Raw genomic sequence first — 10,681 nt, 5'->3', positions numbered from 1 at the left:
GACTGGGGCAGTCACGGCCGGGAGCCCCGACTTGTCCACAGGAACTATCCACAGCTTCAGTGGATATCCCCCCTCTTGACAACCGCAAAGGGCGCGCCGGTGCTGGAATTCACTGGAGTGCCCGTTTTATAGGCAACCCTCCGGGCTACGGGAATGGTTGCGGGCGTTCGAATTTTGTGCCTGTTGCGATTCTTCCGCCGCCGGGCGCTCAGCGCGTCAGCACCTCGCGGATGGTGTCGGCCAGTTCCTTGGCCACGAATTTCGCTACATAAGCGTCCGCGCCCACCTTGCGCACATGCTCCTCGCTGGCCTCTCCCGACAGTGACGAGTGAATCACCACCGGCAGCGACTTCAGCCGGCTGTCCGCCTTGATCTTGCGGGTCAGGGTGAAACCGTCCATCTCCGGCATCTCCAGGTCGGTCAGCACCAGCGCCACCTCGTCCTGCACTGACCTGCCATGGCTGGCCGCCTCGGCGGCGATGCGGTCGAGCAGCTCCCACGCCTCCTTGCCGGACTTGGTCATCACCACCGGCGCGCCCAGCGCCTTCAGCCCCTGCTCGATCAGGCCGCGCGCCAGTGCCGAATCGTCGGCGGCAATGACCTTGGCGCCGGGGCGCAGGCTCAACTGCGGGCCGACCGTGCCCGGGTCCACGTCCGGCTGCCGCGTCGGCAGCACATCGCGCAGGATCTGCTCGACGTCCAGCACCTGCACCAGCCGCGACGGGTCCGCGCCCCCGGCGGTGTCCCCGTCCAGCTTGGCGATGCTGGTGACGTGGCCGGTCCGCACGCTGGCCTCGGCCGAATGCACCTGGTTCCACTCCAGGCGCACAATTTCCTCCACTGCCTCCACCGCGAAGCCCTGCGTCGAACGTGCATATTCCGTCACCAGCAGGATGCCCAGGCCGCTGCGCGGCTTGCAGCCCACCAGCCGGGGCAGGTCGATCACCGGGATCACCTGGCCGCGGATATCCGCCATGCCCAGGATCGACGGGTCGGCCCCCACCACGGTCGTCACGTGCGGCATCACCAGGATCTCGCGCACCTTGAAGACATTGATCCCGAACAGCTCCGTCTGGCCGGAATGCTCGGCTTCGCCAAGCCGGAACAGCAGCAGCTCGAACTGGTTGTTGTTGGTCAGGTTGGTCCGTTCGTCGATGTCCCTCATGGAACTGCTCATGCTGCGCTCCCGTGCCGTGCGTGTGGTTTTTGCCGCCGTCGTTGTCATCTGCCTGCGGCCGCGGCGGATGGCGGACGGCAGGGTTCATGACTGGATATCGGCGCGGGGCAACTGGAGTTGAGAGGCGCACGCAGCGCGTGTTCGGATTTCATCCTTGCATATCCGGATTGCTTCGTTCCTCCGGCGCAGCGTCGTCCATATAGTGGTTCCCAACTTGTCATAACACGCTATGTCGATCCCCATGACGACCCGGACCAACGTGGTACCCGTCCCCGCCGCCGCAGCCATGCCGGCACCGATCCCGCTGCCGCTCTATACGCAAATCAAGGACGCCTTGCGCGCCAGCATCCTGGACGGCACCTATCCGCCGCACCACCAGATGCCGTCGGAAAGCGAGCTGGGCGAGCGCTTTCGCGCCAGCCGCATCACCGTGCGCCAGGCGCTGGGCGACCTGCAGAAGGAGGGGCTGATCTTCAAGATCCATGGCAAGGGCACCTTCGTCTCCAAGCCCCGCGCCTTCCAGAACGTGACTTCGCTGCAAGGCTTTGCCGAGGCCATGTCGAGCATGGGCTACGAGATCCTGAACCAGATACGCAACTGCAAATGCGTACCTGCCAGCCGTCACGTTGCCACGCAACTGCGGCTGCGCGAAGGCGATCCGGTGGTGGAGATCCGGCGCGTGCGCCTGCTCAACCGCGAGCCGGTGTCGCTGGAGCTGACCTGGGTGTCCGAGGCCGTCGGCCGCCGCCTGCTCACTGCCGACCTGGCCACGCGCGACATCTTCCTGATCCTGGAAAACGACTGTGGCGTGAAGCTCGGCCATGCCGACCTGAGTGTCGACGCCATCCTCGCCGACGACGAGCTGACCCAGGCCCTGCGCATCGAGGAAGGCGCGCCGGTGCTGCGCATCGAACGCCTGACCCATGACGCGCAAGGCACGCCTATCGATTACGAGTTCCTCTACTTCCGCGGCGACGCGTTCCAGTACCGGCTGCGCGCAGACCGGCACAAGACCGCGCCAGCCGCCAGCGTCACCAGCCCAGCCGGCCATGCACGGCCCCGCAAACCAGCCAGCAAGGGGAAGCCCTCCGCATGAATACCCTGACTCACGAATACGACATCGTTGTCGTCGGCGGCGGCACCGCCGGCCCGATGGCCGCGATCAAGGCCAAGGAACGCAACCCCGCGCTGCGCGTGCTGCTGCTCGACAAGGCGCACGTCAAGCGCAGCGGCGCCATCTCGATGGGCATGGACGGGCTGAACAATGCCGTGATCCCCGGCCACGCCACGCCCGAGCAGTACACCCGCGAGATCACCGTGGCCAACGACGGCATCGTCGACCAGTCCACCGTTTATGCCTACGCGCGCCACAGCTTTGCCACCATCGAGCAGCTGGATCGCTGGGGCGTCAGGTTCGAGAAGGACGAGACCGGCGACTACGCAGTGAAGAAGGTCCATCACATGGGCTCCTATGTGCTGCCGATGCCGGAAGGACACAACGTCAAGAAGGTGCTGTACCGCCAGCTCAAGCGCGCGCGGGTAGAGATCACCAACCGCATCGTCGCCACGCGCGTGCTGACCGACGCCAGCGGCGCCGCCGGCGGCGTGATGGGCTTCGACTGCCGCAGCGCGGACTTCCACGTGATCCGCGCGCGCGCCGTGATCCTGTGCTGCGGCGCGGCCGGCCGCCTGGGCCTGCCCGCTTCCGGCTACCTGATGGGCACCTACGAGAACCCGACCAATGCCGGCGATGGCTATGCCATGGCCTATCACGCCGGCGCCGCGCTGGCCAACCTGGAGTGCTTCCAGATCAATCCGCTGATCAAGGACTACAACGGCCCGGCCTGCGCCTACGTGACCGGCCCGCTGGGCGGCTATACCGCCAACGGCAAGGGCGAGCGCTTTATCGAATGCGACTACTGGAGCGGCCAGATGATGTGGGAGTTCTACCAGGAGCTCCAGGGCGGCAACGGCCCGGTGTTCCTGAAGCTTGACCACCTGGCGGAAGAAACCATCCAGACCATCGAGACGATCCTGCACACCAACGAACGGCCCAGCCGCGGCCAGTTCCACGCCGGGCGCGGCACCGACTACCGCAGGCAGATGGTGGAGATGCATATCTCGGAGATCGGCTTCTGCAGCGGCCACAGCGCTTCCGGCGTGCATGTGAACGAGCGCGCCGAGACTACCGTGCCGGGGCTGTACGCGGCCGGAGACATGGCCGCCGTGCCGCACAACTACATGCTGGGCGCCTTCACCTATGGCTGGTTTGCCGGGCACAACGCGGCCGACTACGTCGCCGGCCGCGGCCTGCCTGAAGCCGATGCGGCCCAGGTCGAGGCGGAGCGCGCGCGCGTGTTCGCACCGCTGGCGCGCGAGAGTGGGCTGCCGCCCGCCCAGGTGGAATACAAGCTGCGCCGCATGGTCAACGACTACCTGCAGCCGCCCAAGGTCACGCGCAAGATGGAAATCGGCCTGCAGCGCTTTGACGCCATCGCCGAGGACATCGGCCAGATCCGCGCCGCCAATCCGCACGAGCTGATGCGCGCGGTCGAGGTGATGGCAATCCGCGACTGCGCCGAGATGGCGGCACGCGCCTCCCTGTTCCGCACCGAGAGCCGCTGGGGTCTCTACCACCATCGCGTCGACTATCCGCAGCGCAATGATGCGGACTGGTTCTGCCATACGCACCTGAGCAAGGATGAAGCCGGGCGCATGGTCAGCCACAAGCGCGCGATCGAGCCGTACATCGTCCCGGTGGCAGGCGACGACGCCACCGCCTACCAGCGGCTGCGCGTCAGCCGCGGCCAGGCCGCCGCCACGGCCGCCACTGCCGAACCCGCCACCCTGGCTGCCGCCTGAAGGAACCCACGCCATGGCCTACACCCCGCATGAGATCGCCCAGCGCAGCAGCGCGCCGGTCACCATCGATGAAGACAAGTGCATTGCCGACAAGGGCTGCACGGTCTGCGTCGATGTCTGCCCGATGGACCTGCTGGCCATCGACCTGACCAAAGGCAAGGCATTCATGCAGTTCGACGAGTGCTGGTACTGCATGCCCTGCGAGAAGGATTGCCCGACGGGCGCGGTCAGGGTCGAGATCCCGTACCTGCTGCGTTGATTGCCCCGCTTCATGACAACAGCACCACAGAGATAACCCCATGAAAGCCTCCACCAGCATCCACCTGCTCCTGGCACTGGCCGCCGCCAGCCTGGCCGGCACGGCCAGTGCCGAAACCATCCGCGTTGCCATCGGCACGCAGGACACCACCATCAACTGCGCCACCGGCGGCCTGCTGATCCGCGAACTGAAGCTGCTCGACAAGTACCTGCCGCGCACCGGCAAGTACAAGGACGTCACCTACGACGTGCAATGGAAGAACTTCACCTCCGGCCCGCCGCTGACCAACGAGATGGTGGCCGACAAGCTGGATATCGGCGCCATGGCGGACTTCCCCGGCTCGCTCAATGCCGCGGCCTTCCAGAAGGCCGGCAAGAAGAGCCTGTTCATCGCGCCGCTGTCGGGCAACGCGATCGGCACCGGCAACGGCATCGTGGTGCCGGCGGATTCGCCGGTCCAGTCGCTGGCGGAACTCAGGGGCAAGACCATCTCGGTGCCGTTCGGCTCCACCGCGCACGGCATGCTGCTGCGCGCGATCAAGCGCCAGGGCTGGGACCCGGACAAGGACGTGACCCTGGTGTCGCAGTCGCCCGAGGTCGGCGGCTCGGCGCTGCAGGCACACAAGGTGGACGGCCATGCCAACTTCGTGCCCTTCCCCGAGCTCTTTGTCTTCCGCGGCTTTGCCCGCAAGATCTATGACGGCGCCCAGGCCGAGGCCCCCACCTTCCACGGCGCGCTGGTGAACGCGGAATACGCGCAGAAGTACCCGGAGATCGTGGTGGCCTACCTGCGCGCCGCGATCGAGGCCGACCGCCTGATGGCGGCGGAGCCCGAGAAATACAGCGAGCTGATTGCCCGGGTGACCGGCATCGACGCCGAGGTGGACTACCTGTTCCATGGCCCGCTCGGCCTGCAGAACCGCGACTACACCTGGAAGCCGGAGTACCGCCAGGCGCTGCAGACCTCGATCGAGACGCTGAAGCTGCTCAAGCGCACCGATGCCGACCTCAGCGCCGACACCGTGATCGACGAGCGCTACATCCGCGAAGCCTTCAGGCTGGAGGGGCTGGACTATGAAGCGCGCCTGAAGTCCTACGACAAACAGCCCCTCGCGGCGAAGGACGCGGGCAGCGGCAAACCCATCGCCGAACCGAAGCTGGCCGCGCAGCTGTGGCTGCGGGGCGAGTCCAGGGTGCGCGCCTATGCCTCGCCGGCTGCAGCATTCGCCGCGCTCAGGCAGGCTGCAAAAGAGGGCAAGCAGGCGCGCGTGCTGTATGTGCATGACCGCAATACCGGCCTGAAGCTGCTGGCCAGCAAGGCGTGGTACGTGCAGGACGGCAAGGGGCAGGTGAGCGCCTTCCTGCTCAAGGGCTCAGCGGATGGCTGGGCAAAGGCCAATGGTGGCAATGTGCGGGACTTTGCCGCAGTCAGCGGCGCCGCGGTCGCCGTGGCCAGCAACTGACGCGGAGCGCGCCCATGACCTCGATCAGCCTTGAAGCGGGGGCGCCCCCGGTGGCACCGGCCGCGCCGGGCGCGGCACGCGTGCGGCTGGCACGCTGGCTGGTGCGCCTGGCCGCGCTGGCCAGCTGCATCGTGCTGTGGCAGCTGGCCTCGTCCCACCGGGCCCACCTCGGCCTCGTCACCTTCGCCAATGTGCCCGCGCCCAGCGACGTGGTTCCGGCGGCCTGGCAACTGCTGCAGTCACCCAAGCTGGTGCTGCACCTGAGCAACAGCCTGTACCGCGTGTTTGCCGGCTTTGGCGCGGCGGCCGTGGCTGGCATCGTGCTCGGCATGGCGATCGGCCGCTCGCGCTGGCTGGAAGACCTGCTGCTGCCACCGCTGGAGGTGCTGCGCCCGATCCCCGGCGTGGCGTGGATTCCGCTGGCAATCCTGATGTTCCCGTCTTCGGAGCTGAGCATGATCTTCATCACCTTCATCGGGGCGCTGTTCCCGATCCTGCTCAACACCATCCACGGCGTGGAGCGCACCGACCCGCGCCTGGTCGCCACGGCGCGCAGCCTGGGCGCGCGCCGCTGGACCGTCTTCCCCGAGGTGCTGCTGCCCGCGGCGCTGCCGAGTATCGTCACCGGGCTGGCGATCGGCATGGGCACGTCCTGGTTCTGCCTGGTCACCGCCGAGATGATCGCCGGCCAGTACGGCATCGGCTACTACACGTGGGAGGCCTACAACCTGCAGAACTATGCGGACATCGTCGTCGGCATGCTCCTGATCGGTGCCTTCGGCATGGGCAGCAGCGCGCTGATCAAGCGCCTCGGCGCGTGGCTGATGCCGTGGACCCGCCTGCAGCAGGTGCGCGCATGACGAGCCAACCGATCCGCGCGGGCCACCTGCAGGTGCGCGGCCTGGATGTGGCGCTGGGCCAGGGCGATGCCGCCTTCACCGCCGTGCACCAGCTATCCATCGACATTCCCGCCGGGCAGTTCGTCTGCATCCTGGGGCCGTCGGGCTGCGGCAAGTCCACGCTGCTGGGCGCCATCGCCGGACACCTGCCGGCGGCGGCGGGCGAGATCCTGCTCGACGGGGCGCCGGTGCGCGGCCCCGCGCCGGAGCGCGGGCTGGTGTTCCAGCAGCACTCGCTGTTCCCGTGGAAGCGCGTGCTCGACAACGTCGCCTTCGGCCTGAAGATGCAGGGCGTGCCCACCGCCGAGCGCAAGCGCGAGGCGCAGGCCCTGCTGGACCTGGTCGGCCTGGGCGGCTTCGCGCAGCGCTACCCCGCCCAGCTTTCCGGCGGCATGCAGCAGCGCGCGGAGATTGCGCGCGTGCTGATCAACCGGCCGCGCGTGCTGCTGATGGACGAGCCCTTCGGTGCGCTCGACGCGCAGACCCGCGCCCATATGCAAGCCCTGCTGCTCGAGGTCTGGGCGCGGATGCGCACCACCGTGGTCTTCGTCACCCATGACATCGACGAGGCGCTGTTCCTGGCCGACCGCGTGCTGGTGATGTCGCCACGGCCCGGACGCATCCTTGAAGATATCGCTATCCCCTTCGAGCGGCCCCGCCGCGCCGAGTTGATGACCGATGACGATTTCATCCGGTTCAAGCGCCGCTGCCGCGACCTGCTGCACGACCACACCCAGGCCAGCGCGCTCGCGACCGCCGCCTGACCGCTATCGACCTGACTGCCATCCATGCCGCAAGCTTCCACCCTGCCTGACGAATCCCTGTTTGATCTCGATCCCTCCATCGGCGCGCTGACGCTGCGCCTGGCCGACCCCGACCCCGCGGTGCGACGCGTGGCCGTGCTGCAACTTGCCGACCTGGAGGATGAAGACGGCGTGCCGCTGCTGCTGCAGCGCCTGCAATCGGACCCTGCCGAATCCGTGCGCGCGGAAGCCGCGCGCACGCTGGCCAGCTGGGAACAGGAAGCGGTCGTCCCGGCGCTGGCCGCGGCACTGGCCGACCCCAGCCGCGAAGTGGCCGAAGCGGCAGCACAGGGATTGTCGGAACTGAAGGCGCCCGCCTCCGGTGCCGCCTTGCTGCCGTGGGTCACGCACGGCGATCCCTTTGTCCGGGCGGCCGCGTGGCGCGGCCTGCGCGAGCTGCGCTATGCGGCCGGCTTCGATGCGGCCATCGCGGCCCTGTCCGACGCGGCCGCCCCGGTGCGCCGCGAAGCCGTGGCCGTGCTGGGCTGGCTCAGGCGCAGCGAAGCCCTGCCCGCGCTGGCACAAGCTGCGACCAGCGATGCCGATACCGACGTCAGGCGCGCCGCCGCCGGCGCGCTCGGCCTGGCTGCCGACCCGTCGGCGCGCGATGCGTTGCTGGCGGCCCTGCGCGACGGCGCCTGGCAGGTGCGGGAAGAAGCCGCGCAGACGCTGGGAAAACTGAAATTCCCTGAAGCCGTGGGCCCGTTGATCGACGCGCTGGAGGACCGCTACTGGCAGGTCCGCCTGCAGGCCGCCAGGGCTCTCGGCAAGCTGCGCGACCGCGCGGCGCTGGTGCCGCTGACGATGCAGCTGGCCCACGCCATCAGCAACCTGCGCAAAGAGGCCGCGCTGTCGCTGGGGAGCCTGCGGGATGCGGCAGCCGTGCCGGCCCTTGCCTCGGCCGCCGACGATGCCGATCCGGAGGTACGCAAGGCCGTACGCATTGCGCTGGCGCAGATCGGCGCGCCGGAGGCTCATGCATGAGCGGCGGCATGGTCGTACCCACGCGCCTGGAGCTCTCCCGCGCCAACGGCGCGCTGCGCGTCTACTGGCCAGACGGCCAGTGCCAGTCGCTGGACCCGGGCCGCTTGCGCGCAGCCTGCCGTTGCGCCGCCTGCCGCGGCAAGCCCTCGGAGGCCGGGCCGGGCGACACGCAAATCGTCGCCCTCGGCGAAATGGGCTATGGTGTGCAGATCGTGTTCAGCGACGGGCACAACCGCGGCATCTACCCGTGGCCGTACCTGCAGGCGCTGTAGCCGGGCGCTTACCCGCCCGCCAGCGCCTGCAGGATATGCACCTCGTCGGTTTCCTTCAACGGCGCGTCCAGCCGCATCAGCTGCGTGCGGTTGACGAAGACGCGGATATACGGCCGCAGCTTGCCCTGCTCATCGACGATGCGAAAGCGCATGCCGGGGAACTGGCGGTCAAGGTCGTCGAGCAGCTCGGCGATGCTGGCGCCACGGGCCTCGACGTATTCGCGCTGTCCGGTATAGGAGAAGAGCGGCGTCGCGATACGGACCTGCATGGAAGTTCTCCGGTCGGCTGATGGCATTCAGGCAGGGCGCGCCACGGTAACCGCGTAGACCTGCGGCAGGTTGCGGGCGATGCATTGCCAGCCCTCGCCTTCATCGGCACTGGCCCAGATCTCGCCGCCGGTGGTGCCGAAGTACACGCCCACCGGCGCGTGGCCGTCGGTGGCCATGGCCTGGCGCTTGACCGTGAACCAGCCTTGTTCGGCGGGCAGGCCGCGGTCCTGGCGCTGCCAGGTTTCGCCGGCATCGCGCGTGACATACGCTGCCGGGCGGCCGCCCGGGCTGACGCGCGGCCAGACGTCGCTGCCATCCATCGGGAACACCCAGACCGTGCGCGGATCGCGGCGGTGGGCGACGATGGGGAAGCCGATATCGCCCACTTCCGCCGGCATGGCTTCGCCGATGCGTTTCCACACGCCTTCGCGGCGGTCCATGCGGTAGATGCCGCAATGGTTCTGCTGGTACAGGATGTCCGGGTCGGCGGGATGCTGCAGCATGCAGTGCGGATCCTGGCCGTACTCGGGATTGGGATCGGGCAGGAAGGTGGCGAGGCTGCCGCGGTTCAGCGGCTTCCAGTCCGCGCCGCCGTCGGTGCTCTCGAACACGCCGCCGCTGGACATGCCGATATACAGGTGGCGCGCGTCGCGCGGATCGACCAGCACGGAATGCATCTTGGGGCCGTCGGGCGTGCCGTCCTGCTCGCCGCCGGTCCAGGTGCGCCAGTTCGGGTGGTCGTTGAAGCCTGATACCGGCTCCCAGGTCACGCCGTGGTCGGCGCTGCGGAACAGGCCCTGCGGCGAGGTGCCGGCATACCAGGTGCCGGGCTCGCTGGCATGGCCGGGCGTGAGCCAGAACACGTGGTCGACGACGCGGCCGGTCTCGCCCTCCGGGGCCTTGTCGAAGGCGGGCGGGCGCGCGGCTTCGGTCCAGTTGCGGCCGCCGTCGGTGGAGCGGAACACGGTCGGGCCCAGGTGGCCGGTGCGCGCCGCCATCAGCATGCGCGACGGGTCGCGCGGGTCCTGCACGATATGGTGGATGGTATGGCCGAGGAACGTCGGGCCCTCGATCTGCCAGCTGCGGCGCGCGGCGTCGCTGGTCAGGAACCAGGCGCCCTTGGTGGTGGCCACCAGCAGCCTGACGGGGCCGGTGTCGGTTTCGGGTGTGGGGGAAGTCGTCATCTTGGCTCCTGCAAGAAGGCCGGTGAACGATGCTTTCTGAGTCTAGTACATGTAGACAGTGTTCACAATTAAAGATGGCGGAGCTGTGGCCGGCAGGCCGGCCATAGCCACCATGATTACGAAGTAGCACGGAGTTAAAAGCGGAAGCCCGCAACTTGCCTCGACATTGCGCGCGAAGTGTGGCATAAGCAATGTTCCCCCGATGCTTTCGCGCCCCGACACCCATGCTTCGCACTGTCCGCTTCGCCACCCTGAACCGCCCGGCCCTGCCGGCGGCAGGCGTGCGCGCCGCGCAGCGCCCGGGCGCCGCCATCGACCTGGCCGACCGCTTCCACGCGTACGCCCAGGTCCGCCGCGCCGTGCTTTTCCTGGCCGTGCGGGCAGCTCGGGGCGCCACCCTCCAGTCCTGAGCTTTCCCGCACGGCCCATGTCGCGGATGCCATCCGGCACCCGCTTGATCATGCAGCCAGGAGAAAGCCAGACATGTCCCCGCTCTACCGCCATACCTT

General features: G+C 68.3%; 12 protein-coding genes. 9 read left to right on the top strand and 3 right to left on the bottom strand.

All coding sequences use genetic code 11. The features are described from left to right. Positions 1 to 208: 208 nt before the first annotated feature. Positions 209 to 1,177, bottom strand: coding sequence for a chemotaxis protein (locus tag AC3WRR_RS25200; protein WP_011617734.1), 969 nt, complete (start codon positions 1,175 to 1,177; stop codon positions 209 to 211). A gap of 241 nt (positions 1,178 to 1,418) precedes the next feature. Between AC3WRR_RS25200 and AC3WRR_RS25195 the strand changes: the two genes are divergently transcribed. Genes AC3WRR_RS25195 through AC3WRR_RS25160 form a run of 8 tightly spaced genes read left to right on the top strand, consistent with a single transcriptional unit; the run spans position 1,419 to position 8,718 of the window. Further along, positions 1,419 to 2,273: a GntR family transcriptional regulator gene (locus tag AC3WRR_RS25195; protein WP_371258364.1), complete on the top strand. Its 855-nt coding sequence runs from the start codon at positions 1,419 to 1,421 to the stop codon at positions 2,271 to 2,273. After that, the gene (locus AC3WRR_RS25190; RefSeq protein ID WP_010810894.1) at positions 2,270 to 4,039 is read left to right on the top strand and encodes a fumarate reductase/succinate dehydrogenase flavoprotein subunit; all 1,770 of its coding nucleotides are present in this window, start codon (positions 2,270 to 2,272) and stop codon (positions 4,037 to 4,039) included. The genes AC3WRR_RS25195 and AC3WRR_RS25190 overlap by 4 nt, the downstream gene beginning before the upstream one ends. Before the next feature lie 13 nt (positions 4,040 to 4,052). Beyond that, positions 4,053 to 4,298 carry a 4Fe-4S dicluster domain-containing protein gene (locus AC3WRR_RS25185; protein WP_010810893.1) on the top strand — a complete coding sequence of 82 codons (246 nt, stop codon included), beginning with the start codon at positions 4,053 to 4,055 and terminating at the stop codon, positions 4,296 to 4,298. A 40-nt stretch (positions 4,299 to 4,338) separates the two neighbouring features. Then, entirely contained in the window at positions 4,339 to 5,760 is a 1,422-nt protein-coding gene (locus AC3WRR_RS25180; RefSeq protein ID WP_058697312.1) for an ABC transporter substrate-binding protein, read from the top strand. Positions 5,761 to 5,774: 14 nt separating this feature from the next. Then, positions 5,775 to 6,620 carry an ABC transporter permease gene (locus AC3WRR_RS25175; protein ID WP_010810891.1) on the top strand — a complete coding sequence of 282 codons (846 nt, stop codon included), beginning with the start codon at positions 5,775 to 5,777 and terminating at the stop codon, positions 6,618 to 6,620. Next, entirely contained in the window at positions 6,617 to 7,423 is an 807-nt protein-coding gene (locus AC3WRR_RS25170) for an ABC transporter ATP-binding protein (protein ID WP_492298422.1), read from the top strand. The genes AC3WRR_RS25175 and AC3WRR_RS25170 overlap by 4 nt, the downstream gene beginning before the upstream one ends. Before the next feature lie 24 nt (positions 7,424 to 7,447). Continuing rightward, positions 7,448 to 8,446, top strand: a complete 999-nt coding sequence (locus tag AC3WRR_RS25165; protein ID WP_492298420.1) for a HEAT repeat domain-containing protein — start codon at positions 7,448 to 7,450, stop codon at positions 8,444 to 8,446. 8 nt (positions 8,447 to 8,454) lie between these two features. After that, complete coding sequence (locus AC3WRR_RS25160; protein WP_492298418.1) at positions 8,455 to 8,718, top strand: gamma-butyrobetaine hydroxylase-like domain-containing protein; 264 nt, start codon at positions 8,455 to 8,457, stop codon at positions 8,716 to 8,718. An 8-nt stretch (positions 8,719 to 8,726) separates the two neighbouring features. Here AC3WRR_RS25160 and AC3WRR_RS25155 read toward each other — a convergent pair whose 3' ends face one another. Both AC3WRR_RS25155 and AC3WRR_RS25150 read right to left on the bottom strand, forming a co-directional pair. Then, complete coding sequence (locus tag AC3WRR_RS25155; protein WP_010810887.1) at positions 8,727 to 8,987, bottom strand: MoaD/ThiS family protein; 261 nt, start codon at positions 8,985 to 8,987, stop codon at positions 8,727 to 8,729. Positions 8,988 to 9,014: 27 nt separating this feature from the next. Continuing rightward, the gene (locus AC3WRR_RS25150) at positions 9,015 to 10,172 is read right to left on the bottom strand and encodes a beta propeller repeat protein (RefSeq protein WP_010810886.1); all 1,158 of its coding nucleotides are present in this window, start codon (positions 10,170 to 10,172) and stop codon (positions 9,015 to 9,017) included. 224 nt (positions 10,173 to 10,396) lie between these two features. Here AC3WRR_RS25150 and AC3WRR_RS25145 point away from each other — a divergent pair, with 224 nt between their 5' ends. Then, positions 10,397 to 10,582 carry a hypothetical protein gene (locus AC3WRR_RS25145; protein ID WP_010810885.1) on the top strand — a complete coding sequence of 62 codons (186 nt, stop codon included), beginning with the start codon at positions 10,397 to 10,399 and terminating at the stop codon, positions 10,580 to 10,582. The last annotated feature ends 99 nt before the right edge of the window (positions 10,583 to 10,681 follow it).

This window comes from Cupriavidus sp. FW305-3-2-15-C-LB2 (genome assembly GCF_058787575.1).
Note: the sequence above shows the minus strand (reverse complement) of the source record. Positions and strands in the feature narration are given on the sequence as shown.

Bases quoted from the DNA above. Each gene is read 5' to 3' on its own strand.
- AC3WRR_RS25200 (WP_011617734.1), bottom strand. From the start codon at position 1,177: ATGAGCAGTTCCATGAGGGACATCGACGAACGGACCAACCTGACCAAC.
- AC3WRR_RS25195 (WP_371258364.1), top strand. From the start codon at position 1,419: ATGACGACCCGGACCAACGTGGTACCCGTCCCCGCCGCCGCAGCCATG.
- AC3WRR_RS25190 (WP_010810894.1), top strand. From the start codon at position 2,270: ATGAATACCCTGACTCACGAATACGACATCGTTGTCGTCGGCGGCGGC.
- AC3WRR_RS25185 (WP_010810893.1), top strand. From the start codon at position 4,053: ATGGCCTACACCCCGCATGAGATCGCCCAGCGCAGCAGCGCGCCGGTC.
- AC3WRR_RS25180 (WP_058697312.1), top strand. From the start codon at position 4,339: ATGAAAGCCTCCACCAGCATCCACCTGCTCCTGGCACTGGCCGCCGCC.
- AC3WRR_RS25175 (WP_010810891.1), top strand. From the start codon at position 5,775: ATGACCTCGATCAGCCTTGAAGCGGGGGCGCCCCCGGTGGCACCGGCC.
- AC3WRR_RS25170 (WP_492298422.1), top strand. From the start codon at position 6,617: ATGACGAGCCAACCGATCCGCGCGGGCCACCTGCAGGTGCGCGGCCTG.
- AC3WRR_RS25165 (WP_492298420.1), top strand. From the start codon at position 7,448: ATGCCGCAAGCTTCCACCCTGCCTGACGAATCCCTGTTTGATCTCGAT.
- AC3WRR_RS25160 (WP_492298418.1), top strand. From the start codon at position 8,455: ATGGTCGTACCCACGCGCCTGGAGCTCTCCCGCGCCAACGGCGCGCTG.
- AC3WRR_RS25155 (WP_010810887.1), bottom strand. From the start codon at position 8,987: ATGCAGGTCCGTATCGCGACGCCGCTCTTCTCCTATACCGGACAGCGC.
- AC3WRR_RS25150 (WP_010810886.1), bottom strand. From the start codon at position 10,172: ATGACGACTTCCCCCACACCCGAAACCGACACCGGCCCCGTCAGGCTG.
- AC3WRR_RS25145 (WP_010810885.1), top strand. From the start codon at position 10,397: ATGCTTCGCACTGTCCGCTTCGCCACCCTGAACCGCCCGGCCCTGCCG.